The sequence below is a fragment of the Lichenicoccus roseus genome (genome assembly GCF_005844085.1).
Taxonomy (GTDB): Bacteria; Pseudomonadota; Alphaproteobacteria; order Acetobacterales; family Acetobacteraceae; genus Lichenicoccus; species Lichenicoccus roseus.
In genome coordinates this window covers 347,668-371,345 of sequence record NZ_VCDI01000004.1, presented here as the reverse complement: position 1 = coordinate 371,345, position 23,678 = coordinate 347,668, and the positions used below count along the sequence as shown (strand labels likewise).

At 66.4% G+C, this 23,678-nt stretch carries 27 protein-coding genes; 20 read left to right on the top strand and 7 right to left on the bottom strand.

Going from position 1 to position 23,678, the window contains the following annotated elements; all coding sequences use genetic code 11:
• The first annotated feature begins 44 nt into the window (after positions 1–44).
• Together FE263_RS14085 and gcvH are read left to right on the top strand one after the other, a co-directional pair.
• Positions 45–623 carry a hypothetical protein gene (locus FE263_RS14085; RefSeq protein WP_138326639.1) on the top strand — a complete coding sequence of 193 codons (579 nt, stop codon included), beginning with the start codon at positions 45–47 and terminating at the stop codon, positions 621–623.
• Between the two features lie 24 nt (positions 624–647).
• Positions 648–1,025, top strand: coding sequence for a glycine cleavage system protein GcvH (gene gcvH / locus FE263_RS14080; protein ID WP_138326638.1), 378 nt, complete (start codon positions 648–650; stop codon positions 1,023–1,025).
• 21 nt (positions 1,026–1,046) lie between these two features.
• Here gcvH and FE263_RS14075 read toward each other — a convergent pair whose 3' ends face one another.
• A complete protein-coding gene (locus tag FE263_RS14075) occupies positions 1,047–1,610 on the bottom strand; it encodes a peroxiredoxin (protein ID WP_138326637.1) in 564 nt (187 codons plus the stop codon).
• Positions 1,607–2,947 (bottom strand): lytic transglycosylase domain-containing protein, encoded by a 1,341-nt coding sequence (locus tag FE263_RS14070; RefSeq protein ID WP_171034111.1) that lies wholly within the window; start codon positions 2,945–2,947, stop codon positions 1,607–1,609. The genes FE263_RS14075 and FE263_RS14070 overlap by 4 nt, the downstream gene beginning before the upstream one ends.
• Positions 2,948–3,044: 97 nt before the next feature.
• Here FE263_RS14070 and FE263_RS14065 point away from each other — a divergent pair, with 97 nt between their 5' ends.
• On the top strand, positions 3,045–4,004 hold the full coding sequence (locus FE263_RS14065) for an ABC transporter permease (RefSeq protein ID WP_138326635.1): 960 nt from the start codon (positions 3,045–3,047) through the stop codon (positions 4,002–4,004).
• Entirely contained in the window at positions 4,001–4,882 is an 882-nt protein-coding gene (locus FE263_RS14060; protein ID WP_138326634.1) for an ABC transporter ATP-binding protein, read from the top strand. Before FE263_RS14065 ends, FE263_RS14060 begins: the two co-directional genes overlap by 4 nt.
• Positions 4,883–4,892: 10 nt before the next feature.
• Here FE263_RS14060 and FE263_RS14055 read toward each other — a convergent pair whose 3' ends face one another.
• Positions 4,893–5,924 carry a sugar-binding transcriptional regulator gene (locus FE263_RS14055; protein WP_240759576.1) on the bottom strand — a complete coding sequence of 344 codons (1,032 nt, stop codon included), beginning with the start codon at positions 5,922–5,924 and terminating at the stop codon, positions 4,893–4,895.
• A gap of 236 nt (positions 5,925–6,160) precedes the next feature.
• Between FE263_RS14055 and FE263_RS14050 the strand changes: the two genes are divergently transcribed.
• The 14 genes from FE263_RS14050 to FE263_RS13985 all read left to right on the top strand — a co-directional run bounded on the left by FE263_RS14050 (position 6,161) and on the right by FE263_RS13985 (position 19,962).
• Entirely contained in the window at positions 6,161–7,159 is a 999-nt protein-coding gene (locus tag FE263_RS14050; protein WP_138326633.1) for a dihydroxyacetone kinase subunit DhaK, read from the top strand.
• A gap of 11 nt (positions 7,160–7,170) precedes the next feature.
• A complete protein-coding gene (gene dhaL / locus FE263_RS14045; RefSeq protein WP_138326632.1) occupies positions 7,171–7,821 on the top strand; it encodes a dihydroxyacetone kinase subunit DhaL in 651 nt (216 codons plus the stop codon).
• Between the two features lie 26 nt (positions 7,822–7,847).
• A complete protein-coding gene (locus FE263_RS14040; protein WP_138326631.1) occupies positions 7,848–8,969 on the top strand; it encodes an alcohol dehydrogenase catalytic domain-containing protein in 1,122 nt (373 codons plus the stop codon).
• A 42-nt stretch (positions 8,970–9,011) separates the two neighbouring features.
• Complete coding sequence (locus FE263_RS14035; protein WP_138326630.1) at positions 9,012–9,644, top strand: DUF2291 family protein; 633 nt, start codon at positions 9,012–9,014, stop codon at positions 9,642–9,644.
• Entirely contained in the window at positions 9,641–11,182 is a 1,542-nt protein-coding gene (locus tag FE263_RS14030; RefSeq protein ID WP_138326629.1) for a sugar ABC transporter ATP-binding protein, read from the top strand. Before FE263_RS14035 ends, FE263_RS14030 begins: the two co-directional genes overlap by 4 nt.
• Positions 11,183–11,218: 36 nt before the next feature.
• A complete protein-coding gene (locus FE263_RS14025; protein WP_138326628.1) occupies positions 11,219–12,304 on the top strand; it encodes an ABC transporter permease in 1,086 nt (361 codons plus the stop codon).
• A 62-nt stretch (positions 12,305–12,366) separates the two neighbouring features.
• The gene (locus FE263_RS14020) at positions 12,367–13,329 is read left to right on the top strand and encodes a D-ribose ABC transporter substrate-binding protein (protein WP_205880385.1); all 963 of its coding nucleotides are present in this window, start codon (positions 12,367–12,369) and stop codon (positions 13,327–13,329) included.
• Between the two features lie 130 nt (positions 13,330–13,459).
• Positions 13,460–14,899 carry an extracellular solute-binding protein gene (locus FE263_RS14015; protein ID WP_138326627.1) on the top strand — a complete coding sequence of 480 codons (1,440 nt, stop codon included), beginning with the start codon at positions 13,460–13,462 and terminating at the stop codon, positions 14,897–14,899.
• Between the two features lie 18 nt (positions 14,900–14,917).
• The gene (locus tag FE263_RS14010) at positions 14,918–15,850 is read left to right on the top strand and encodes a carbohydrate ABC transporter permease (protein ID WP_138326626.1); all 933 of its coding nucleotides are present in this window, start codon (positions 14,918–14,920) and stop codon (positions 15,848–15,850) included.
• 12 nt (positions 15,851–15,862) lie between these two features.
• Entirely contained in the window at positions 15,863–16,714 is an 852-nt protein-coding gene (locus tag FE263_RS14005) for a carbohydrate ABC transporter permease (RefSeq protein ID WP_138326625.1), read from the top strand.
• An 8-nt stretch (positions 16,715–16,722) separates the two neighbouring features.
• Entirely contained in the window at positions 16,723–17,859 is a 1,137-nt protein-coding gene (locus tag FE263_RS14000; protein WP_138326624.1) for an ABC transporter ATP-binding protein, read from the top strand.
• Positions 17,856–18,974: an ABC transporter ATP-binding protein gene (locus FE263_RS13995; protein ID WP_138326623.1), complete on the top strand. Its 1,119-nt coding sequence runs from the start codon at positions 17,856–17,858 to the stop codon at positions 18,972–18,974. Before FE263_RS14000 ends, FE263_RS13995 begins: the two co-directional genes overlap by 4 nt.
• A 29-nt stretch (positions 18,975–19,003) precedes the next feature.
• Positions 19,004–19,489, top strand: a complete 486-nt coding sequence (gene derI / locus FE263_RS13990) for a D-erythrulose-4-phosphate isomerase (RefSeq protein ID WP_138326622.1) — start codon at positions 19,004–19,006, stop codon at positions 19,487–19,489.
• Complete coding sequence (locus FE263_RS13985) at positions 19,486–19,962, top strand: cupin domain-containing protein (protein ID WP_138326621.1); 477 nt, start codon at positions 19,486–19,488, stop codon at positions 19,960–19,962. The genes derI and FE263_RS13985 overlap by 4 nt, the downstream gene beginning before the upstream one ends.
• 29 nt (positions 19,963–19,991) lie before the next feature.
• Here FE263_RS13985 and FE263_RS13980 read toward each other — a convergent pair whose 3' ends face one another.
• The 4 genes from FE263_RS13980 to FE263_RS13970 form a co-directional block, all read right to left on the bottom strand.
• A complete protein-coding gene (locus tag FE263_RS13980) occupies positions 19,992–21,038 on the bottom strand; it encodes a GNAT family N-acetyltransferase (protein WP_138326620.1) in 1,047 nt (348 codons plus the stop codon).
• 100 nt (positions 21,039–21,138) lie between these two features.
• On the bottom strand, positions 21,139–21,276 hold the full coding sequence (locus FE263_RS22145; protein ID WP_171034110.1) for a hypothetical protein: 138 nt from the start codon (positions 21,274–21,276) through the stop codon (positions 21,139–21,141).
• Positions 21,273–21,467 (bottom strand): hypothetical protein, encoded by a 195-nt coding sequence (locus FE263_RS13975; RefSeq protein ID WP_138326619.1) that lies wholly within the window; start codon positions 21,465–21,467, stop codon positions 21,273–21,275. The genes FE263_RS22145 and FE263_RS13975 overlap by 4 nt, the downstream gene beginning before the upstream one ends.
• Positions 21,468–21,741: 274 nt before the next feature.
• Positions 21,742–22,470, bottom strand: coding sequence for a MarC family protein (locus tag FE263_RS13970; RefSeq protein ID WP_138326618.1), 729 nt, complete (start codon positions 22,468–22,470; stop codon positions 21,742–21,744).
• A 194-nt stretch (positions 22,471–22,664) separates the two neighbouring features.
• Here FE263_RS13970 and FE263_RS13965 point away from each other — a divergent pair, with 194 nt between their 5' ends.
• Positions 22,665–23,018, top strand: coding sequence for a hypothetical protein (locus FE263_RS13965; protein WP_138326617.1), 354 nt, complete (start codon positions 22,665–22,667; stop codon positions 23,016–23,018).
• Between the two features lie 129 nt (positions 23,019–23,147).
• Complete coding sequence (locus tag FE263_RS13960) at positions 23,148–23,636, top strand: MucR family transcriptional regulator (protein WP_138326616.1); 489 nt, start codon at positions 23,148–23,150, stop codon at positions 23,634–23,636.
• Positions 23,637–23,678 lie beyond the last annotated feature (42 nt).

Genomic DNA, 23,678 nt, shown 5'->3' with positions numbered 1-23,678 from the left:
CTCCGGGACCCTGCCTTACAGGCGACAGAGGCCGAAAGTCGAGAATGAACCTGCCCGATCGCAACCATGCCCTGACGTCCGGCGCATTATCCGCGCGGCGTGTGGTGCCAATCCTCCCGCTTCTGGCGCTGCTCTCGCTCGCCTCGTGCGGCCCGGACGATCCGAACGCCTTCGCGCCGGACTGCGTGCCGGTCGGCATCCTCGCCGACGCCGCCGACCTCACCAGCTATGCCGGGCCATCGCACGACCTGTCGACGCTGGTCACCCACGCCAGCATCGCCGCGGTCGGCGGCACCTGCAGCAATGCCGAGAAGGGTCATGCGCTGCACACCACCATCAGCGTGACGATCGGGGTGCAGCGCGGGCCGGCGGCGAGCTATCGCACCGTCACGCTGCCCTACTTCGTGGCGGTGCTGCATGGCGACCAGATCGTCAGCAAGCACGACCTGACCCTCGATGCCACCTTCCCGCCGAATGCCGACCGGCTGGCGCTGAAGAGTGATCCGCTGGAGCTCGAATTGCCGATCTCGCGGCGGATGAGCAGCGCGAGCTACCGTCTGGAGGTTGGATTCCAGCTATCGCCGGAGCAACTTGCGTACAATCGCGCGCATATGCCCCGCTGAACGGGACCGGATCGAGGAACGACGATGGCAGACATCCGCTACACCAAGGAACACGAGTGGGTCCGTCTGGAAGATGACGGCACCACCACGATCGGCATCACCGACCATGCCCAGGAGGCGCTCGGCGACGTGGTGTTCATCGAGTTGCCGGAGCCGGACCGCGATCTCGCCGAGGGCGAGAGCTGCGCCGTGGTCGAGAGCGTGAAGGCGGCATCGGACGTCTTCGCCCCATTCGCCGGCAAGGTGCTCGAGGTCAACGAGGTGCTGGCCGAGGACTCCAGCCTGGTGAACCGCGATGCCGAGGGCGAGGCGTGGTTCTTCCGGATGGAGCCGACCGACCCGGAAGCATTCAACGGGCTGATGGAAGAGGCTGAATACACCGCCTACCTCGAGACCCTCTGAGGGGGTCTCGAGGGCGCAGGCTCAGGATTTCCGGCGGGCTTGCCAGGCCTGCACCGCGGCCAGCGTCTTCTGCACGTGGCCGTCGGGGTTCATCGCGTTGTAGCTCTCCAGCACCGAACCATCCGGCGCGATGACGTAGGAGGTGCGGCTGGCGAAATGCACGATCGGCAGCAGCGCGTCGTAGCGGCGCGCGATGCTGCCGTCGGCATCGGCCGCCACCGGGAACTTGCCCTGACACTCGCTGACCGAGAACTTGTCCAGCTTCGCGATCCCGTCCTCCGACACGCCGATCACCGTGGCGCCGGCCGCCTTGTAGTCGGGGATGGCGGCGGCGAAGTCGTGCGCCTCGATGGTGCAGCCCTCGGTAAAGGCCGCCGGGTAGAAATACACCACCACCGGACCATGCCTGAGCGCATCGGCCAGCGAGAACCGGAACTCGTGGCCGCCGAGGGTGGCCTGCGCGGTGAAGTCCGGGGCCTTGGCGCCGAGCGGCAACGCGGCGTGGGCGCTTGTCGCACTCAGGCCCAGGCCCAGCAGGGTGGCGGCGAGGGCGAGCGTTCCTCCAGGGCTGCGCGGCGTGGTCACAGCCTGCCGTCCGGGGACACCACGATGCAATCGCCATGGCCGAGCCGCTGGCAGGCCTGCATCGCGCCGGCCCGTGACAGCCCGGTCAGGCGTGCCCGGTAGATGCGCGCGCCACGACCGGCGCGGATGCCGGCGACCTCGGTCTGTGCGCCGGGCAGCAGGCTTCGCATGCGCGACCGTGCGCTTCCGGCTGCCTCGCTGGCCTGGCCCTCGGTGCCGAATGCGCCGACCTGGATCGCCCAGTCGCGGCCAGGGGTGTCGTAGCGGGCGGCGGGGACGCTCATCGCCATCGCCGGCGCCACCAGGTGGAAGCGCCGCGGCATCGCCTCGGCGCGTGCGATCATGACGGGTGCAGCCACCGCGGCGCTCGGGATGGCCCTCGCCGGAGCGGCGGCCGCGACCGCCACCGGGGCCGGCTGCGCGGGCGAGGCGGCGAGGCGGCTGGCCCACACCCGGCTGATGCTGGCGACCGGCGGCGTTGCGGCGGCAACCTGCACCGGCACGGCGCGAGACGGGGTCATGCGATGCCAGCTTGTCTGGTAGGCCGGCGTCGCGACCGGCAGCGCCGGCGCCTCGGCGACCTGCATCGGCTGGTCGTCGCCGGCGGAGTGGTCGCGCCGACGAGCCCAGGCCATGCGCACCGACCTGGTTTCCTGCTGGTTCTGCGCCGAAGCCAGCATGACGCTGCCGGCGGAGACATGGTTCATCACCATGAGGTCGGCCTGAGAGCGGCTGCTCGGAAAGATCCCGGCGATCTGCGGGCCGATGATTGCCACGTACTGGCGGGTCTCGTTCGGCAGTGCGCGGTTGCGGGTCAGGAAGTCGTCGAGGCGGCCGGGGCCGGTGTTGTAGGCGGCCAGGAAGCCGGGCGAGCCATAGATGTCGTACATCTGGCGCAGGTAGGCGGTGCCGGCCATGATGTTGTCGTGCGGCTCGTATGGGTCGGACCCCAGCGCATACTGGTTGCGCATGTCGTCGTAGGTCGGCGGCATCAGCTGCATCAGGCCCATCGCGCCGGGCACCGAGGTCACGAACTGGCCGTTGATGAATTCGTGGCCGCCGGACTCCTGGTGCATGACCGCGCGGATCCAGGCATCAGGCACGTCGAAGCGTTGCGATGCGGCCTCGATATAGGGACCCCACGGGTCGTCCGCCGGGCCCGGCGGGGCGTAATAGCTCCGTGCATGGGCGCGGTAGTCGGCGGCTTCCTGGGCAACCGGGACCATCGGACCGCGCGGGGTGCCGGCGCACGCGGCCAGCAGGGTCAGCAACAGGAGCGTGGAGGCCGCCCGCAGCGTGCCGGCGCGGATGGTCCGACGATCTCCTGTCTGTCGCATCATAACAACTGTGGCCCTATCAGCGAAACCTCGTCCGATCATGCAGGAACCATCGCTAACTCGCTACAAATAAGCTGTCTAATTAGTAGGACGGCTGATGACCGCATCCACAGTCCGGGCGGTCGGCGACGGCCACGTTGCGAGGGACAGGCGGATCGGCTACGCGACCGCCATGGAAGCCCTCGATGTCGTTGAGCGAGCCGGTGCGGCGCTACCGGCCTCGTGGCAGGGAACCGGCTTGCTGATCGATGCCGGGGGGGGCACCGCTGCGCGCCGGCAGGCGGTGGGCCGCGACCTGGTCGACGGCTTCAAGCTCTGGCGGCTGGCGATCTCGCTTGGCTGGCTCGACATCAAGCTGCGCTACCGGGGCTCGGCGCTGGGACCGTTCTGGCTGACCCTGTCCGGTGCGGTGATGGTCGGCTCGATGGGGCTGATCTACGGTCGCCTGTTCGCCATGAACCTGCACGAGTACCTGCCCTTCCTCGCGCTCTCCATGATCCTGTGGCAGTCCTTCATCGGCGGCCTCACCACCGACGCCTGTACGGTGTTCCTCGACGCCGAGACGATGATCCGGGCGATGCGCATGCCGTTCACCGTCCAGGTGCTGCGCTGCGTGGCGCGCAACGTCATCGTGCTGCTGCACAACCTGGTGGTGCCGATCGGGGTGTTCGCCATCTTCGACACCTGGCCCGGCTGGGTCGCCCTGCAGTCGCTGCCGGGGCTGGTGCTGTGGGTGGCCGATGGCATCGCCGCGGGGTTCCTGCTCGGCAGCCTGTGCGCGCGGTTCCGCGACATCCCGCCGATCGTCGGCAGCATCATGCAGATCGCCTTCTACATCACGCCGATCGTCTGGAAGCCGTCGCAGCTCGGCGCCCACGGCTGGTGGCTGCCGATCAACCCGTTCGACACGCTGCTCGAGATCGTGCGCTCGCCGCTGCTCGGTGCACCGGCCGGCCTGCTCGCCTGGGGTTCGGCTCTCGGCTACAGCCTGCTGCTCTGGCTGGTAGCGCTGCTGATCTTCACCCGCGCGCGGCCGCGGCTGGCATTCTGGGTATGACGCCCGAACCGGACTTCGCCGCGCGCCCGGCGTTCCTGAGGATCGAGAACCTGGCGCTCGATTTCCCGATCTATCATGGCGGCGCGCGGTCGCTGAAGAAGACCATGCTGTCGGTGGCTTCGGGCCGTCTGGGTCCCGCCCGCGCAGGATCGGCAAGCTCCGGGCCGGCGGCGAACCCGGCTGCCACCAGCCGGGTGGTGGTGCAGGCGCTGCGCGACATCAACCTGTCGCTCGGTCCCGGCGACCGGCTTGGCATCGTCGGTCATAATGGCGCCGGCAAGTCGAGCCTGCTGCGTGTGATGGCCGGGATCTACGAGCCGGTTGCCGGCCGGATCCATGTGAACGGCACGTTGAACGCCCTGCTCGATCCCAACCTGGGCATGAACATGGAGCTGACCGGGCGCGAGAACATCGTGCTGCGTGGGCGCTATTCGGCGCTCGGATCGGTCGCGATGCGGCAACTCGAGCAGGACGTCGAGGATTTCGCGGCGCTCGGCGCCTTCCTCGACATGCCGGTGCGGACCTACTCGGCCGGCATGGTGGTCCGGCTCGGCTTCGGCATGGCAACCGCGATCGCGCCGCAGGTGCTGCTGATGGACGAGTGGTTCATGGCCGGCGACTCTACGTTCCAGGGCAAGGCCAGGGCCAGGCTGGAGAGCGTCGTGCGCGGCGCCGAGATCCTGGTGCTGACCTCGCATTCGATCCCGGTGGTCCGCCAGTGGTGCACCCGGGTGCTGTGGCTGGAGGGCGGCCGGATGCGCGCGGACGGTCCGGCGGACGAGGTGCTCGACCAGTACACGCTGGCCACCGGCGGCAAGCTGCCTCCGGAACGGCTGGCGGCCGCCGACCCGGAGTTGCTGGCCAAGCTCGCCGGCTGACGCCTCGCGATCAGGGCGCCGGCGGCGACCGGGTGGCGTCGTCCAGGCGCAGGATGGTGTGCGCGTTGGTGAACGAGGTCGCCAGGGTGTCGATGGCGCCAGTCCGCAGCGCCCCCAGGATGGCCGGCGCCTTGGTGTTCTCGCTGGCGATCGCGATCACGTCCGGGATGCGCTCCAGGTCCTGGCGACTCAGGCCGATGACCCGACCCTGCATGCCGGTATTGGCGGGCTGGCCATGGATGTCGATAAAGTCGTACCCCATCGTGTCGCCGATGGTGCCGGCCACCCGGGCCTCGGCGATCTCCTCCGGCGAGAACCAGCCCATCCGCACCATGTTGCTCTCTTCCGAAAGATCGCCGACGCCGATCAGGGCGACGTTGGCGCGGCGGGCGCGATCCAGGGTGAGCTTCACGGTCTCGTTGCGGTAGAGCTCGGCGCGAAGCTCGGCATTGGTCACCAGCGCCGGCGCATAGAGGGTCTCGCTCTCCCCGCCGAAGCGGGCCGCCAGCCTGCGGCAGATATGGTCCGGGTTCATGTGTTCGCCGGCGCGCTGCGAGCCGCCGATGGCGCAGATGAAGATGGTGCTGCCGCGCGCCTTCCCGCCATGGGTGTCGGCGACTGCCGCGACGTTGCGGCCCATGCCGACCGCGACGATGGAGCCGCCGGTCAGGGTGCGCTCGAGATGCGAGGCCACCAGGGCGGCGACCGCGTTGCGCTGCGCCACCGGATCGCGATGATCGATCGAGACGAGCAACCGGTCGATGCCGAAGCGCCTGGTGAATTCCTGCTCGAGTTCGGCGCCGACGGCCGGCGGCTGGTGCACGCGGATCTCGACCAGCCCGTCCGTGCGGGCCCGCTTCAGAAGCCGGCCGACCTTGGCGCGCGAAAGCGAGAAGCGCCGGGACAGCTCCTCCTGGGTGACGTCGTCATAATAGTAGAGCGTAGCGATCTCGATCAGGGTCTCGATCCGGATCTCGGCGCGCTCCGCCTTGCGTACGCCCGCCTGCATTGGATCGCCCTGGTGGATCGACTGGTCAGGCACCGCAGCTCCCTCCCGAACGGCCGGTTCCGCACTGCACAATCAACAGCTCTGCGCGCATCTGCTCACGGCCAGATGCTCGTTTATCCGTTCCGTTCGTCCAGATTAAGCCTGAATCCCACATTGGACCGCACCTGGGGGAATTTCGCCGCTAATCGAGCTGAGCAATCGCGCACTCCATTGACTTTCGTTCGCCCGGAGGCAAGTTTTGTGGGCAAGAGCGATGTGAAGGATGCGGCATGAATCGGGTGATCGACGATCCGGACCAGGTCACCGAAGGCACCCTGCGTGGCGTCCTTGCGGCGCATCCCGACCTTCTGGTCGCCACCGACCATCCGCGCGTCCTGCGCCACGCCGGGGACCGTCCCAAGGGGCGCGTCGGTATCGTCACCGGCGGCGGATCGGGGCATGAGCCGGCCTTCCTTGGCTATGTCGGACCGGGGCTATGCGATGCGGTCGCGGTCGGCGAGGTGTTCGCCTCTCCGACCGCCAAGAGCTTCCATGCTGCCTTCAAGGAGGCCGACGGCGGCAAGGGTGTCGCCTGCCTGTACGGCAACTATGCCGGCGACAACATGAACGTGAAGATGGCGGCCAAGCTGGCGGCCAAGGACGACATCACGGTCAGGACCGTGATCGCCAATGACGACGTCGCCTCGGCACCGAGGGAGGAAGCCGACAAGCGCCGTGGCGTCGCCGGCGAGATCCTGATGTGGAAGGCGGGCGGCGCACGCGCGGCCGAGGGCGCCGACCTGGACGGCGTCATCGCCTCCGCACAGAAGGCGATCGACAATACCCGCTCGATCGGCATCGGCCTGTCGGCCTGCACCATTCCCGCCGCCGGAAAGCCCAACTTCACCATCGAGGCCGGCAAGATGGAGGTCGGCATCGGCCATCATGGCGAGCATGGCATCGCGGTGCTGCCGGTGGCGCCGGCCAAGGAGATGGCCGGCCTGATGCTGGAGCGTATCCTGGCCGACCTGGAGTTCGGCGGCGAGGATGTCAGCGTGCTGGTATCCGGCCTCGGCGCCACGCCGCTGATGGAGCTGTACCTGCTGTACGGCCATGTCGACGAGATCCTGCGTGCCCACAGGATCACCCCGCGCTTCCGCTTCGTTGGAAACTACTTCACCTCCCTGGAGATGGCCGGGGTCTCGGTGACGGTGACCCGCCTCGACGAGGAACTCGACCGGCTGTTGCGGGCACCTGCGCGTTCCATCGGCCTCACGGTCGCAGGCTGAGGAGAATAGTCATGGCCGAAACCGTCACGCTTGCCGACGCAGCGCCGATCGCCACCGAGATCGGCGCCGTCATCATCGAGAACCAGGGGCTGCTGTCGGAGATCGATGGGGCCACCGGCGATGGTGACCATGGCATCAACATGGCGAAGGGCTTCCGCCTCGCCAACGAGCGGCTGGGCAAGAAGAGCTTCGACCTGCGCGAGGGATTTGCCACCATCGGCGACACGCTGCTGGGCGATATCGGCGGCTCGATGGGGCCGCTGTACGGCTCGTTCTTCACCGACATGGCGGACAGCCTCGAGGGCTCGGACAAGCTTGACCGCGACAACTTCGCCGCGATGCTCACCGCCGGCGAGGCGGGCGTCGTCGATCTCGGCGAGGCCAAGGTCGGCGACAAGACGCTGATCGACGTGCTGGTGCCGGCGCGCGACGCCTTCGCCGCAGCGGCCAAGGACGGCAAGGATTTCGCCGCCAGCCTGGAGGCGCTCAAGGCCGCAAGCGCCGAGGGTCTCGAATCGACACGCGACATGGTGGCGAAGCTCGGTCGCGCCGCCCGGCTCGGCGAGCGCTCGCGCGGCACGCTGGATGCCGGCGCCTGTTCCGCCAACCTGATCCTGCAGGCGCTGGCGGATGGGCTGCTGAAGCGCCTTCACGCCGCCTGATCCGCCACCTCCGGAGAAAACCAGCGATGGATACCGTAACCGATACCACCAGGCCGTCCGGCGTCGAGTTGCCAAGGCGCATGCAGGCCGTCGTCGCCTATGCACCCGGCGACTACCGGCTCGAGGAAGTCGACGTGCCGCGCGCCGGCCCCGACGACATCATCATCGAGGTCGAGGCCTGCGGCATCTGCGCCAGCGACATCAAGACGTTCCAGGGCGCGCCGTCGTTCTGGGGCGACAACAAGGGGCAGGCGCGTTACGTCAAGGCGCCGATGATCCCGGGCCACGAGTTCGTCGGCCGCGCCGTCGAGGTCGGCGAGAACGTTGCCCGAAAGGGTGTCTACAAGGTCGGCGACCGTTTGATCTCCGAGCAGATCGTGCCGTGCGAGAATTGCCGCTATTGCGGGCGCGGCGAATACTGGATGTGCGAGCGCCACGACGTCTACGGCTTCCAGAACAACGTCAACGGCGGCATGGCGAAATACATGCGGTTCCCCAAGGAGAGCCGCACGCACAAGGTGCCGGACAGCATTCCGCTGGAGAAGGCGGTACTGGCCGAGCCCTATGCCTGCTCGGTGCACGCGGTCAATCGCGGCCTGATCCAGCTCGATGACGTGGTGGTGCTGTCCGGCGCCGGCCCGCTCGGCCTTGGCATGGTCGGTGCGGCCCGACTGAAGAACCCGTCCAAGCTGATCGTGCTGGACGGCAAGCAGGACCGGCTGGATCTTGCCAAGAAGTTCGGCGCCGACATCGTGATGAACCCGTTCGAGATGGACGTGGTGAGCGCGGTGAAGGACCTGACCGACGGCTATGGCTGCGACGTCTATATCGAGGCCACCGGCCACGAGAGCAGCGTGACGCAGGGCCTGAACATGATCCGCAAGCTCGGCCGTTTCGTCGAGTTCTCGGTGTTCGGCCACGAGGTCACGGCGGACTGGTCCATCATCAGCGACCGCAAGCAGCTCGATCTGTACGGCGCGCATCTTGGCCCGTACTGCTACCCGCTCACGATTGCCGCCATCGGCGACGGGCGCCTGCCGACCGAGGGGGTGGTGACGCACAAACTGCCGCTCGCGGAGTTCAAGCACGGCTTCGACCTGATGAAGAAGGGCGACGGCTCCATCAAGATCATCCTGATCCCGGACTGAGCCTTCCTGCTCGGCCAACGGATTCCGGTCTCGAGGTTCAGGATGACGACACTCGCCAAGCCCAACATGAAGCTCGCCTTGGGCGCCGGGGCCGCATTCGTGCTGCTCGCGGCGATGGCGCTGGACATTAGGGTCGTCCGCATCGGTTCGGATGCGGACGCCGTGCCAGGCAGCTTTTCGGCCGCGGTCTACGGGCGCACCGAATTTCCCAAGGTGCAGCAGGCGGTCGAGAGCCGCGCCGTCGATGCGACGGTTCTTGCAGCCGCCATCGCGAAGGACCAGGCGGCGGCCGAGAAGCAGTATGGGATCGCGGCGGATGCCGGCCCGGAATTCGCGGTCCGGTTCGCCGGCAAAGCGGGCAGCCAGGATTCCGGTGTCTACGACGTCGCCATTCCGGGACTTCCGGATCCGGTGCATGTCAGTGTCCAGACCGGCCCGGCCATCACCGGTACCGATCTACGCGACGGGGCGGGCACGATAAGTTTCGGACAGTTCAGCAACCAGATCGACTACCAGAACGCCGGTTCCGCGCTGAACAAGGAGATGAAGAAGGACGTTCTCTCCAAGGTCGACGTTGCCAATCTCACCGGCAAGCAGGTGTCGGTGGTCGGGGTGTTCCAGCTCACCGATCCCGGCAGCTGGGTGGTAACCCCGGTAAAGCTCGACGTGCGATGAGCGCAGCAGCCGGGGTGGCCGCCGCGACGGATGGCGTCGTGTTATCCGCCAGGAACGTCGACAAGCTGTATGGCAGCACGCACGCCCTGAAGGGCGTCAATTTCGATGTCCATCGCGGCAAGGTCACGGCGCTGTTCGGCGAGAACGGCGCAGGCAAGTCGACGCTGATGAAGATCCTGTCGGGCGTGGTGGCGCCGACCTCGGGCGATATCGAGCTGGAAGGCCTGCGCGTCAGCTTCGCCTCGACCGTGGAGGCGCGTGATGCCGGCGTCTCGATCATCCACCAGGAGCTGAGCCTGGCCCCCAACCTGAGCGTCCGCGACAACATCTTTCTCGGTCGCGAGATCCGCACCGCCACCGGCGTGGATTTCGCGGAGGAAGCGCGCCAGACGCGGCTGCTGCTGGAAGAGCTCGAGGAAGACATCGATCCGACGACGCTGGTCGCCGACCTGCGCCTCGGCCAGCAGCAGATCGTGGAGATCGCGCGTGCGCTGTCGGTGGATGCCCGCATCCTGATCATGGACGAGCCGACCTCGGCACTGAGCGCCAGCGAGGTCGAGGTGCTGTTCAAGGTCATTCGCGACCTGACCAGCCGCGGCGTCTCGATCGTCTATATCTCGCATCATCTGGAGGAGGCGCTCCAGGTCAGCGACTACGCAGTCGTGCTGCGCGACGGCACCGTCACGGCGACGGCGGAAGCGAAGGATATCGATCTGCAGTGGATCGTCCACAACATGGTGGGCGACCATTACGATCGCGGCGCGCCGCCGACCGGCTACGCGTTTGGCGACGTCACTCTCTCCATACGCGACCTCTGCGTCGCCGACGCCACGAAGTCGCACAACCTGGTGGTCGATCATCTGTCGCTCGATGTCCGTGCCGGCGAGATCGTCTGCATCTATGGCCTGATGGGCGCCGGGCGCACCGAGCTGCTCGAAGCGGTTGCCGGACGGGTGCCGATCGCATCCGGCGAGGTGCTTCTGCGGGACCGGCCGCTGAAGGGCCTGAGCATCGCCGAGCGGATCAGTCGCGGACTTGTGCTGGTCCCGGAGGACCGGCAGCGCGACGGGCTGGTACAGACGATGTCGGTCGGCGAGAACCTGTCGCTTGCCAGCATCCGGTCGTTCGTCAAGGGCATGCTCACGTCGCGCGTCCGGGAACGGAAGCTGGTCGAGGCGTCGATACGCGACGTGCACATCAAGACCGCCGGCGGCTCCGCCACGATCGGCTCGCTGTCGGGCGGCAACCAGCAGAAGGTCGTCATCGGCAAGATGCTGGCGACCGACCCGAAGGCCATCCTGCTCGACGAGCCGAGCCGGGGCATCGATATCGGCGCGAAGGCCGAGGTCTTCCGTCTGCTGGGCGAGAAGGCCAGGCAGGGGCTGGCCGTCGTCTACTCGACATCGGAGGTCCAGGAGTGCCTGAGCGTCGCGCACCGGATCATCGTGATGCGCCGGGGCAAGATTTCGGCGGAGTTCGGCCCCGAGGTCCTGAAGGAGGAAATCATGGCCGCCTCGGGCGAAGCCGTTGTCCACTGACACGCAAAGCCAGCCACGCAAGCCGAGGGCCTTCCCATGAGTGAAACAAGCGTGTCTCCGGGACGTGCGGGCGCCACGCCGCCGGCGAGGAACCTGGAGATCGGCCGGCTGCTGCTGGAGGGTCGCGCCTTCTTCGCCCTGATCGTGATCGTCCTCGTGTTCTCGATCCTGTCGCCATACTATTTCTCGCTCGGCAATTTCCTGACGATGGCGTCCCATGTCGCCATCTTCGGGATCCTGGCGATCGGGATGCTGCTCGTCATCCTGAATGGCGGCATCGATCTTTCGGTCGGCTCGACGCTCGGGCTCTCGGGAGTGATCGCCGGGTTCCTGATGCAGGGCGTGACCCTGGATGCGCTCGGGATCGTGCTGTATCCGCCGGTATGGGTCGTGGTCGTGCTGACCTGCCTGCTCGGCGGCTTCGTTGGCCTGATCAACGGCGTTCTGGTTGCGCGTTTCAAGGTGCCGGCGTTCGTCGCGACTCTCGGCGTCATGTATGTCGCACGCGGCGCAGCGTTGCTGATTACCAACGGCCTGACCTACAACAATCTCGGCGGCAGGCCGGCGCTCGGCAATACCGGCTTCAACTGGCTTGGCTTCAACCATCTGCTCGGGGTCCCGGTCGGCGTGTTGGTGCTGATCGTCGTCTCGCTGTGCGCCAACACGATGCTCAGCCGGACCGCCTTCGGGCGCTGGCTCTACGCATCCGGCGGCAACGAGCGCGCCGCCGAACTTTCCGGTGTTCCGGTCAAGACCGTCCAGGTATCGGTCTATGTCCTGTCCGGTATCTGCGCCGCGGCCGCCGGCCTGATCCTGTCCTCGCAATTGACGTCCGCAGGCCCGACGGCTGGGTTGTCCTACGAGTTGACGGCGATCGCGGCCGTCGTGATCGGTGGCGCGGCGCTCACCGGTGGCCGTGGCAATGTCCGGGGAACGCTGCTCGGCGCCTTCGTCATCGGCTTCCTGTCCGACGGGCTGGTGATCATCGGGATCTCGTCGTATTGGCAGACCGTGTTCACGGGCGCCGTGATCGTCCTGGCCGTGCTCCTGAACGCCGTGCAGTATCAGCGTCGTCCCAAGGCGGTGCCGGGAAAAGCGATCCCGGTTCCGCCAGCCGGCTGACGCCGTGCGTCCCGGCGAAGATCAACCAAACTACTCGCTATCGCGTCCAAGGGAGAACCAAGTTGACTAGAATCAAGACACTCGCGCTGATGTCCGCGCTCACGCTTGCCGCACCTGCAATCCCGGGTGTCGCGGCACCGGCCAAGGCGGCGGGCGGACTGATGGCGATCATCGTCAACGATCCGTCCAATCCATATTGGCTGACCGAGGGCAAGGTCGCGGCTGCCGAGGCCGAGAAGCTCGGCTACAAGGCGAGCGTCAGCGCCTCGAAGGGCGACACCAACACCGAGAGCAACCTGATCGACACCGCCATCACCAACCGGGCGGTCGCGATCATCCTTGATCCGGCCAACGCCAGCGGGTCGGTCGGCGCCGTCAAGAAGGCCATCGCGGCCAATATCCCGGTGATCCTGGTGAACGCGGAGATCAACCAGTCCGGCCTGGCCAAGGCGCAGCTGGTCTCCAACAACGCCCAGGGGGCCGCCCTCGGGGCGCAGCGCTGGGTGAAGGACCTGGGCCAGAAGGCGAACTACGTCGAACTGCTGGGCTCGCCGTCCGACAACAACGCCGCCACACGCTCGAACGGGTACGAGACGGTGCTCAGCCAGTATTCCGGCCTCGCCAAGGTCGGCTCCCAGGTCGCCAACTGGGACAGGACCCAGGGGCACGACAAGATGCAGAACCTGCTGCAGGCGCATCCCGACATCACCGGCGTGATCAGCGGCAATGACGAAATGGCGCTTGGCGCCATCGCGGCCCTGAAGGAGGCCGGCAAGCTCTCGAGCATCAAGGTGGGCGGCTTCGACGGCTCTCCCGATGCGGTTGCGGCGATCAAGGCGGGCGAGCTGCAATATACCGTGCTCCAGCCGGTCGCGATCTTCTCGGCGAAAGCGGTCGACGAGGCGGACAACTTCCTCAAGACCGGCAAGACCGGCGTGGCGAACGAGAAGCAGCTGTTCAATTGTGTCCTCATCACCAAGGCGAACACGTCGCGCTACGTCTCGGCATTCACGCTCAGGCGATAGGCGCCGCGAGGCTGCATCGGCCCGCATCGACGATGTGGGCCGGTCAGGCTCTCCAGGCTGCACCGGTTGCCGCCGGCGTGGTTCGGGTACATTCTGCTTCAATAATAAAAACAGGGAGGGGAAGCCGACCATGACCGACAAGATCAACGACACGCTGAAGGCGTTTGCCGCCGGGCGCATGAACCGGCGCGACATGCTGACGCGCATGGGCCAGCTCGGCATCGGCGCCGCGGCGACCACCATGCTGCTCAACCGCATGCAGACGAGCGCGCTTGCGGCGACGTCCTATGACTGGATGGCGCAGAAGGGCAAGTCGATCAAGCTGCTGATGAACAAGCATCCCTATACGGATGCTCTGCTCAAGAACATCGACAGCTTCAAGACGCTGACTGGCATCGACGTCACCTACGATGTGTTTCCCGAGGACGTGTATTTCGACAAGGTCACCGCGGCGCTGTCGAGCAAGTCGACCACCTACGATCTGTTCATGTCGGGTGCCTACCAGACCTGGCAGTACGGTCCGGCCGGCTGGCTGGTCGACCTCAAGAAGTTCATCAACGACCCGGCCGAGACCTCGCCCGACTATGACTGGGACGGCATCCTTCCCAACCTGCGCGCATCAACCGCCTGGAGCGGCGTTCCGGGCGAGGCGCTGGGCAGCCCGACCGCCAAGCAGTGGGCACTGCCCTGGGCGTGGGAGTTGAACTCGATCGCCTACAACAAGCGGATCCTCGAGCAGGCGCACATGGAGCCGCCGAAGGACCTGCCGCACCTGATCGAGATGGCGGCCAAGATCTCGAAGGATATTCCCGGAGTTTACGGTATCGGCGCCCGTGGCAGCCGCTCCTGGGCGACCATCCATGCCGGCTTCCTGTCCGCCTACAGCAACTATGGCGCGAAGGACTTCGACACCAGCAGCGGCAAGCTGGTGCCGGCGATGAACAGCAAGGAATCAAAGGCTTTCACCAAGCTGTGGATCGAGATGCTGCAGAAAGGCGGTCCGAAGAACTGGACTACCTACACCTGGTACGAGGTTGCCAACGATCTCGGCGGCGGCACCTCGGCGATGGTGTACGACGCCGACAGCGCGGCGTTCTTCCAGGAGAGGGGCACCAAGGAAGCCGGCAACATCGTCTACCATGCCTTCACGCCCAATCCGGAGGCCAGCCGGCCGACTCCGAATGTCTGGATATGGTCGCTGGCGATGAGCAACTTCTCGCGCCAGCAGCAGGCCGCGTGGAAGCTGATGCAGTGGGCGACCAGCACGCAGCAGCTCACGCTGGGCGCCACCAAGGCCGACCTGATCGACCCGACGCGCCAGGTCGTCTGGGACAACCAGGACTTCAAGACGCGCATGCAGGGCTATCCCGGCTTCCTGGATCAGTTCGCCGCGTCCTCGCCGGGCGCCAAGATCTATTTCACCCCGCAGCCACTGTTCTTCAACGTGACCACCAACTGGGCGGCGGCGCTGCAGAAGATGTATTCGAACCAAGTCTCGGTGGAGGACGGCCTCGACCAACTGGCCGCGGATATCAAGAGCCAGCTCAGCAACGCCGGCATTACCGACTAGGCAGCCAAGGGCACCCGCATGGACGCCGTCACCTACCCTCCGATCGAGCGGCGTCAGAAAGGCCGGTTCACTGTTTCCGCGCGGGTGCTGCCCTACCTGCTGAGCATGCCGGCGCTGCTGGTATGCATCGGCATCCTGGTCCCGTTCATCACCGCCGTGCTGTACTCGCTGCAGCGTTACAACCTTGCCTTCCCGATGGGGCGGCGGTTCATCTGGTTCGGCAATTTCGTAAGCCTGTTCCGGAGTTCGAGCTTCTGGCACACGGTGTATGTCTCGCTGGCCTACACCGTGCTGACCGTGGGCGTTGAATTGTTGCTCGGGCTCGGCATCGCGCTGCTGCTGTGGCGGCGTTCGCTGATCACCAACCTGCTCTCCGTTCTTCTCATCCTCCCGTTGATGGTGGCGCCTGCCATCGCGGCGCTGATGTGGAAGCTGATGACCAACTCGAACTTCGGCGTGCTGTCGTATCTCGTCTCGCTGCTCGGCTTCCATGACTTCCGCTGGGGCGCGTCACCGAACACTGCCTTGTTCACCGTCGTACTGGTCGATGTCTGGGTCTACACCCCGTTCATCGCCATCCTGCTGCTGGCCGGGTTGCGCGGCCTGCCGCGGCAGCCGTTCGAGGCGGCGGAACTTGACGGCGTGCCCGGGACCTTCGTGTTCTTCCGCATCCTGCTGCCGATGCTGCTGCCCTATCTCCTGACGGCAAGCCTGTTCCGCATGCTCGACAGCATCCAGCAGTTCGACATCATCTATGCGATGACCCAGGGCGGCCCCGGCGACACGCTGCTGGTGTTCCAGGTGCAGGCCTACCTGCAGGCCTTCACCTTCACCGATGTCGGGCGCTCGTCGGCAATCCTGATGGTGCTGTGGGCGATCACCTATGCGCTGACTACCGTGTTCATGAAGAACTGGACTCGCCTGCGCGAGCGTGCGCACGGCATGGCCTGAGGAGACGCCGGAATGTCGTCGCAGCTTCTACGCGCGCTCCGCATCGTCCTGATGGTGATGGTGGGACTGTTCTTTCTGTTCCCGCTGCTGTGGGTGGTGCTGATGTCGTTCATGACGAACGTCGACATCCTGCGCTCGCCGCCGTCGCCGTTCTTCGTCCCCACGCTGCGCAACTACCTGGCGCTGATCTCCGGCCATCTTTCGACCAGTTCAGGCAACGTGCAGATCGACTACATGCACAACCTGCTCAACAGCGTGATCCTGTCGGTATGCTCGGTGGTGGTCTCGCTGATCCTGGGCGTGCCGGCCGCGTATGCGTTCGCGCGCTACAAGTTCCGTGGCGGCGAGGACATGGCGTTCACCCTGCTGTCGTTCCGCTTCGCGCCGCCGCTGCTGGTGTTGCTGCCACTGCTCGGATACTTCCAGACCCTGCATCTGTACGACACCTATTTCGGCCTGGTCTGGGTGTACCAGCTGATCACCCTGCCGCTGGTGCTATGGATCGTGCGCGGCTATTTCGAGGACGTGTCGGAGGATATCGAGCTGGCCTACCGGCTCGACGGCCATGGCTGGCTTGCCACCTTCTTCAAAATCTCGATCCCGCTGGCGCGTCCGGGCATCGCCGCCGCCGGCCTGCTGTCCTTCATCTTCGCCTGGAACAATTTCATCTTCGCTTTGATCCTGGGGTCGTCGGACGTTCAGCCGGTGACGGTGGGCGCGCTTGCCTTCATCACCGCGTCCGGCATCGAGTACGGCCAGATCGCGGCGGCCCTGGTGCTGTCGGTGATCCCGACCCTGGTGCTGGCTATATTTACCCAACGCTATCTCGTCGAAGGCCTGTCCCTCGGCGCCATCAAGGGGTGAGGCAGACGATGGCGTATCTGTCGGTCGAGGCGCTCTCGAAGGCGTATCGCAGGAACGAGGTCATACGCGACCTGTCCTTCGAGGTGGAGCGCGGCGAATTCCTGGTGGTGTTCGGGCCGTCCGGCGCCGGCAAGACCGTGCTGCTGCGGCTGATCGCCGGCATGGTGCTGCCGGATCGCGGGCGCGTGGTGCTGGGTGGCGCCGACATCACGCGTGATGCGCCGGACCGGCGCGATATCGGCATGGCGTTCCAGAACTTCGCGCTCTATCCGCACATGACGGCATACGAGAACATCGCGAGCCCCCTGCGGTCGCGCGGCATGGCGCGGGCGGAGCTCGACGGCCGGGTGCATGGCGCCGCCAACCTGCTGCGCATCGACCACGTCATCACGCACTTGCCGAAGGCACTGTCGAACGGACAGAAGCAACGCACGGCGCTGGCGCGTGCCCTCGTCGGCGAGCCTTCGATGCTGCTGCTGGACGATCCGCTGCGCAACGTCGATGCCAAGGTGCGCTACGAGATGCGGCTTGAACTGCCGCGGCTGCTGCGCGCGCGTGACACCACGGTGATCTACGTAACCCAGGACTACAAGGAGGCGATGGCGCTCGGCGACCGCATCGCGGTGCTTGGCGACGGCCGCTTCACCCAGATCGGCTCGCCGGAGACGATCTACAACCGGCCGGCCGACAGCCGCATCGCCCGCCTGTTCGGTGATCCGCCGATCAACCTGCTCGACGCGCGGCGCGATGGCGCGGCTGAACTGCGTGTCGCCTCGAACAGCGTGGCGCTGCCGGTCCGCCGCTCCAACACGGTGGCGTCGGACTGCGTGCTTGGTGTGCGACCGGAGGATGTCGCGGTCAGCCTGGAGCCGGTGGCGGGGGCGGTTCCGGTGGAGATCGATGCGGTGACGCCGCTCAACGACCGCCAGGTGATGCTGCTGCGCGCCGATGACGGTACCGAAATCTTTGCGAGCCGCCCGCAATCGGAGCAGATCGAGCCGTCGGCAGGCAACGCTCATGACGGCATCGGACGTGGTCGCCGTCGCGCCTGGGCCACCCTGGATATCGAGCGGGCGCATTTCTTCGAGACCCGTACCGGGGCACGCCTGGCCGAGCCTGCGCTGCGTCCGGAGCTGGCGCGATGAGCACCCTCACGCTCACCGACGTCAGCAAGGTCTATCCCGGCTCCAGCGAGCGCTCGGTCGACGACGTGTCGATGGCGATCAAGGACGGCGAGATCATCGCACTGCTCGGCTCGTCCGGCTGCGGCAAGACCTCGACCCTGCGCATGGTGGCGGGATTCGAAAGCGTCACCAGCGGCACCATCAGGATCGGCGATACGGTGATCAACCGGCTGAAGCCGTCCGAGCGCAACGTGGCAATGGCGTTCGAGGGCTACGCGCTGTATCCGCCGCTGAAGGTGCGCGACAACATCGCCTTCTCGCTGCTGCGCGGACGTACGGCCAAGGCGGAGATCGACCGTCGCGTCAAGGCGGTGTCCGACATGCTCGAGCTCGGGCCGATGCTGGAGAAGTTCCCGCCCAACCTCTCCGGCGGCCAGCAGCAGCGCGTCAGCCTGGCCCGTGCTCTGGTGCGCGATGCGTCCGCCTACCTGCTCGACGAGCCGATGTCGCAGCTCGAGCCACAGCTGCGTGCGCTGCTGCGGGCACGCATCAAGGACCACATGACGCTGCATCGTATGACCACGGTGATCGTGACCCACGACCAGACCGAGGCGATTGCGTTGTCCGACCGGGTCGCGGTGATGGACAAGGGCCTGCTGCAGCAGTTCGGCACGCCGGAGGATCTGCGCGAGCGGCCGGCCAACCTGTTCGTGGCGTCGTTCATCGGCGAGCCACCGATGAACCTCTATACCGCCGAGGTCGGCGGGGGCGAGCTGGTGGTGCTGGACGAGCGCGGTACACCGGCATTCCGCATTCCCTGCCAGCCCGGCGAGTTCGCCGGGCGGCGCCGGCTGAGCATCGGCATACGGCCGCACCGGGTGCATCTCGGCGCGCCCGGCAACGGAGCTGCGGGCGGCAGCGACGCATTGATCCCTGGCGAGGTGTTGTCCAACCACTGGCTGGGTGATCACAGCCATGCCGGCATCGGCATCGGCGGCTGCTTCCTGATCGCGGTGGCGGACCGGCATGTGGAAGCCGGAGTCGGCAGCCAGGTGGTCTTGCGGATCCCCCGTGACGCTATCCATATATTCGACGATGAGACCGGTCTGGCCGTGGCGCACGGATTGAGCGCCTAGAACCGGCCAATCAAGCAGGAGAAGTCAGCATGCGTATCGTATTGGGCGGCGACAGCGCCGGTGAACCACTGATCCAGGTGATAAAGGCGCACCTCACCCAGCAGGGCGTGCACGAGGTTGTCGACCTGTCGCAGCCGGAAGCGCAGGACGAGACCGAGTTCTACGCCGAGATGACGGACAGGGTGGCGCAGCGCATCCTGGACGGCGGATTCGATCGCGGCATCCTGGCGTGCGGCACCGGCATCGGGGTCTCGATCTCGGCCAACAAGATCCCCGGGATCCGCGCGGCGCTCACCCACGACACTTATTCGGCCGAGCGCGCAGCACTCAGCAACGACGCCCACATCATCACCATGGGCGCGCGGGTGATCGGACCTGAGCTGGCGAAGTCGATCGTGGACAGCTTCCTCGCCCAGCAGTTCGATCCCAAGAGCCGGTCGGCCGGCAATGTCGAGGCGATCAAGGCGCTGGATACGAAATACGCGCGCGACCACAGCCCGAAGGTCCCTGCATGAGCCAAGCCGGCCCGGAGGAAACCCCTGACTGGAAGCTTCACGGGGTCAGGGTCATTCCGGGCGACCAGCTCGACTCGAACACGGCGCAGACACCCGGAATGGACCGGGCGGCGGCGATCAACTTCGCCCGGGTCGGGGCTCGGAAGATCTGGGCCGGGACGGTCAGCATCTATCCCAATGCCAAGACTGGCGCGCATCACCATGGGGCGCTCGAGAGCGTGATCTACGTGCTGCGCGGACGTGCCCGGATGCGTTGGGGCGATGCGCTGGAATTCACCGCCGAGGCCGGCCCGGGCGACTTCATCTTCGTGCCGCCCTACGTTCCACACCAGGAGATCAACGCGCTGACCGACGAGACGCTGGAATGCGTGCTGGTGCGTAGCGACAGCGATGCGGTCGTGGTCAATCTCGACATCGAGCCGGTGGAACGGCCTGAACTGGTGCCCTGGATCGACCCGATCCATCGGGCCTGACCCAGGCGTCCTGCTTCAGGCGGCTCGCTTCAAGCCTGGATGGGTTCCGGCAACGGGGCGTGCTTCTGCACCGCATCCCAGACGAAGGCCGGCACTTTTGCCCGCTCGGACAGGAAGCGGCGCACGCGGAATTCCAGGTCAGTCTTGCTGATCGTCATGCGTCGGTGCAGCGTACCTCCGAAGCCGCTGAGGAACCTGGCGATTCCCGGGGTTGCAACGCCGTCGAAGTCGAAGATGCGACCGGCGGCAGCGGCGTCCTGCATGCCCTGCCAGACCAGCAGGCTGACCGCGCCGCTATGCGCCTTCGGCTGCCGGCTGGTCAGCAGGTAGTATGAGGTCTCCTTGTCCCAGACCAGGAAGATGGCGGCCTGCAGCACGCCCTGGGGGTCGTAGGCGCCGAGGGCTGCGCCGGCATCGCGCTTCATCGCCTCGCGGCAGCCACGCAGCATGGTGTCGGTGGTGTAGTGGTTCTGGCGGCCCCGGTCCTGCAGCATCTCCTCGTAGAAGGTGCAGAACGTCTCGGCATCCTCGATGCGCCGCGCGGTCAGGCCTTCCTTGGTGGCGCTACGGATCAGGTTGCGCGTCTTGTCGAGCATGAACGACCACATGTCGGTGGCGGACTGCCCCGGCTGGGTGCGGAAGGTATATTCCACCGAGCACTCGAAACCGGCCTCCTGGAACTTGAGGACGTCGGTGAGGGCGGGATCAAACCGTTGCTGGAAATATGACGCCTTCGGGAGCTGCTCGATCAGCTGCTCGGTGATCTCGGTGCGACGACGGAATTCGGACGCGGGCTTCCCCTGGCCGGGCTTGATGACCGGTCCAAGCGTGCGTGTCATCAGCGGCATCAGCGAGATGTCGCAGCCGAAACGGCGATCAAACATGTATGGCATCGTACCGACGACGACGCCCCCCTGCCGGACCTCCGCCTGGCGCCAGTTCCCGCCGGTGACAGCGTCGAGCCACCACGGTTCATGGAACAGCGAGAAAGCCGGATATGGCTTGATGATCTTTCCGGTCTCGATCGGACGCAGGCGGCTCTCGACGATATCCAGGGATTTGGTCACGACGCCCATGATGGCTGCTCTTCCGGATCCGTGTGTGAAAGATTTCAGATGATGTCTGCGAACTGACGGCTTGCTCGCATCCGGCAGATCGATCGCGAATTACGGCGCGCTACCAGAACAGCTTGTCGCTGCTCGTCCGGTCGAGCCTGGTGTGGATCCCGAGCGCTAGCCCGAACAGGAAGACCGGCACCGCCATGGCAAGCGCGCTGAGGGCGACCATGTCGTGGCCAGAGAACAGAATGTTCATGCCGCCTGTACCTCGCGGCCTTGGAGCAACCTGAACAGGCTGGTCCGGGCGGCCAGCGGCGTCAGGCGGGCGATCAGGTAGTCGGCGTCGTCGCCGAAACGGATCGGTCCGGCGACCTTGCGAAAGCCGATGGTGATCGTCCAGCTTGTCCCGTCGAAGCGCTTGCGCGGGCAGCGAAAGAAGCTCTGCATGACATCCTGCCGAGGCGGTCGGGCCGCCGATGGGATCTTGTTGTTACCAGGCGCTTTGCGACGTCTTGCCTTCGGGCGTCCGCCATGGATGCTACATGCCGTCGCGCTAACAAAAAGACAACTCAATACCAAACCAGAACGTTTAAATAACGCTTCGCGCAATGGCCCTGGATCGCGTTCGAACGAGGTTGCCTGGATGGTCGACGGGAGGCCGTGGCGTCAGCGGCTGTTATGTCTGGTGGCTGGCCGGGGTCGCGTGTGGATACGCGACGAGCTAGCCGCCCGGATGCAGTGCGGAGGTGAGGATCGGCCCCAATATGTCCTGCACCCCGGAGGCGACGATCTGCACGCCGATGCTCAGCAGGATGAGGGCGGCGAGGCGGGTCACGATCCGGGTGCCGGAGCGGCCGAGCAGCCGGACCACTCGCTGTGCCCCTGCATAGGTGAACCAGACCAGCAGGCAGACCAACGCCGCCGCCAGGGTGGTGCCGGCGCCGAAGGAGACGAGGGCGGCGAGGCCGCCGGTCTGCGGGCGCTCGGCGCTGAGCGCGATGGCCACCGAGATGCTGCCGGGGCCGACGGTGAACGGCATGGTCAGCGGAAAGAAGGCGGTCGCCGAGACATCCTCGGTCGCGGCTGTGCGCCCCTCCTGGCTGGCCTGCTTTTCCTTCAGGGCCTCGTAGGCCTCCGGCGCCTGCAGCAGGCCCCAGGCCCGCACCGCGACCACCAGGCCGCCGGCGATTCGCAGGGCACCGATGGTAATCCCGAAGAAATGCAGCAGGGCGCTGCCGCCCCAGAGCGAAACGATCAGGATCAGGAAGCCGTACCAGCCGACCTTGCGCGCCAGCATGGCCCGCTCGGCGCTGCTGCGGCCTTCGGTCACTTCGGCAAAGACGAGGGCTGCGCCAAACGGGTTCACGATCGAGAACAGCGCGGGGAATGCCAGCAGGAAGGCCCCGGGCAGGCCGGCGAAATTTGCGGTCTCGGGGTGGATCGGCGGCATGGCATCGGGGATAGCAGGTCGTGGGTAGCCCGTCAGCAGGCTCCAGGCGCCGGGCTGCGTGCACCGATCGGCACAGTCGACGTTCGCGGGAGTTTCATCGCGATGCCAACTGCCTCATAAAGCTGCCGATACGCCTGCCAGTCTTATCAATAACATAGTGGCTGGTGTTGCAACATCGGAGGCTGGCTACCCGCATGCCGCACGTCATCTGTCCTTCCTGCCACGTCCAGTACAACGCCGCCGGCGGCCGTTGCCCGAACTGCGGCGCGAGGCGGCCGGCTGTCTGGCAGCCCCTGCTGGATCGACGCTGGCCGGTGGCGCTGGCGATCGGGGTGGTGCTGGAGGCCGTCGCCATGCGCTACGGCCCGGCCACGCTCGCTCCGCAGGTGCACGCCCCCCTGGTCGTCGCGAGCTGGTTCCTGGCCGGAACGCTGGTTTTCACGGTGCTGGCAGGCCTGGTCCTGCTCGCCGTGAGCGGGGTCCTGCGCGACGTGCGCCGCCGCCGCCGCCGTTCGGCCCGGCGCAAGTTGGCCCGGAAGCGGATGTGAGGGATTGGTGACACTTCTGCATGAATAACGTCGGCGAAAACGCCGGTTCTTGGTCCCGCGTTCTTGTCGGTATTGCTCTTGTCGTGCTGTAACCAGCTTCGACGAAAGAGCCGGGACTTTGGAGTTAAGATGTCGATCGAGGATGAAGCTCAGCCGATCCTGGCGCTCACCGCCCAGATTGTTTCCGCCCACGTGTCCAACAACACGGTCGGTGCGGAGGGGCTGACCCCTCTGATCCGGCAGGTCTACCAGGCGCTGGTCAGTGCCGGTCAGCCGGTGGTCGAGCCGGAGAAGCCGCAGCCTGCGGTGCCGGTAAAGCGGTCGGTGTTCCCCGACTACATCATCTGCCTCGAGGACGGGAAAAAGCTGAAGATGCTCAAGCGGCATCTGCAGTCGGCCTATGGGCTGACCCCGGAGCGCTATCGTGAGCGCTGGTCGCTGCCGCCGGACTATCCGATGGTCGCGCCGAACTATGCCGAGCGACGCTCGACGCTGGCGCGCGAGATCGGCCTTGGGCGAAAGAATTCGTCGAGTGGCCGCGAGGAGGTCGAGGCCGAGGTCGAGGATCCGGCCGAGGACGCGCCGCGGCCGCGCGGACGGCGTAAGCGGTCCGCCTGATCACGCACCGGCGTAAGCGGTCCGCCTGATCACGCGCCGGCG

Bases quoted from the DNA above. Each gene is read 5' to 3' on its own strand.
- FE263_RS14050 (WP_138326633.1), top strand. From the start codon at position 6,161: ATGAATCGGGTGATCGACGATCCGGACCAGGTCACCGAAGGCACCCTG.
- FE263_RS14085 (WP_138326639.1), top strand. From the start codon at position 45: ATGAACCTGCCCGATCGCAACCATGCCCTGACGTCCGGCGCATTATCC.
- FE263_RS14060 (WP_138326634.1), top strand. From the start codon at position 4,001: ATGACGCCCGAACCGGACTTCGCCGCGCGCCCGGCGTTCCTGAGGATC.
- derI (WP_138326622.1), top strand. From the start codon at position 19,004: ATGCGTATCGTATTGGGCGGCGACAGCGCCGGTGAACCACTGATCCAG.
- dhaL (WP_138326632.1), top strand. From the start codon at position 7,171: ATGGCCGAAACCGTCACGCTTGCCGACGCAGCGCCGATCGCCACCGAG.
- FE263_RS13980 (WP_138326620.1), bottom strand. From the start codon at position 21,038: ATGGGCGTCGTGACCAAATCCCTGGATATCGTCGAGAGCCGCCTGCGT.
- FE263_RS14040 (WP_138326631.1), top strand. From the start codon at position 7,848: ATGGATACCGTAACCGATACCACCAGGCCGTCCGGCGTCGAGTTGCCA.
- FE263_RS14035 (WP_138326630.1), top strand. From the start codon at position 9,012: ATGACGACACTCGCCAAGCCCAACATGAAGCTCGCCTTGGGCGCCGGG.
- FE263_RS14000 (WP_138326624.1), top strand. From the start codon at position 16,723: ATGGCGTATCTGTCGGTCGAGGCGCTCTCGAAGGCGTATCGCAGGAAC.
- FE263_RS13975 (WP_138326619.1), bottom strand. From the start codon at position 21,467: ATGCAGAGCTTCTTTCGCTGCCCGCGCAAGCGCTTCGACGGGACAAGC.
- FE263_RS13995 (WP_138326623.1), top strand. From the start codon at position 17,856: ATGAGCACCCTCACGCTCACCGACGTCAGCAAGGTCTATCCCGGCTCC.
- FE263_RS13960 (WP_138326616.1), top strand. From the start codon at position 23,148: ATGTCGATCGAGGATGAAGCTCAGCCGATCCTGGCGCTCACCGCCCAG.
- FE263_RS14070 (WP_171034111.1), bottom strand. From the start codon at position 2,947: ATGCGACAGACAGGAGATCGTCGGACCATCCGCGCCGGCACGCTGCGG.
- FE263_RS13985 (WP_138326621.1), top strand. From the start codon at position 19,486: ATGAGCCAAGCCGGCCCGGAGGAAACCCCTGACTGGAAGCTTCACGGG.
- gcvH (WP_138326638.1), top strand. From the start codon at position 648: ATGGCAGACATCCGCTACACCAAGGAACACGAGTGGGTCCGTCTGGAA.
- FE263_RS22145 (WP_171034110.1), bottom strand. From the start codon at position 21,276: ATGAACATTCTGTTCTCTGGCCACGACATGGTCGCCCTCAGCGCGCTT.
- FE263_RS14030 (WP_138326629.1), top strand. From the start codon at position 9,641: ATGAGCGCAGCAGCCGGGGTGGCCGCCGCGACGGATGGCGTCGTGTTA.
- FE263_RS14065 (WP_138326635.1), top strand. From the start codon at position 3,045: ATGACCGCATCCACAGTCCGGGCGGTCGGCGACGGCCACGTTGCGAGG.
- FE263_RS14010 (WP_138326626.1), top strand. From the start codon at position 14,918: ATGGACGCCGTCACCTACCCTCCGATCGAGCGGCGTCAGAAAGGCCGG.
- FE263_RS13970 (WP_138326618.1), bottom strand. From the start codon at position 22,470: ATGCCGCCGATCCACCCCGAGACCGCAAATTTCGCCGGCCTGCCCGGG.
- FE263_RS14015 (WP_138326627.1), top strand. From the start codon at position 13,460: ATGACCGACAAGATCAACGACACGCTGAAGGCGTTTGCCGCCGGGCGC.
- FE263_RS14025 (WP_138326628.1), top strand. From the start codon at position 11,219: ATGAGTGAAACAAGCGTGTCTCCGGGACGTGCGGGCGCCACGCCGCCG.
- FE263_RS14005 (WP_138326625.1), top strand. From the start codon at position 15,863: ATGTCGTCGCAGCTTCTACGCGCGCTCCGCATCGTCCTGATGGTGATG.
- FE263_RS13965 (WP_138326617.1), top strand. From the start codon at position 22,665: ATGCCGCACGTCATCTGTCCTTCCTGCCACGTCCAGTACAACGCCGCC.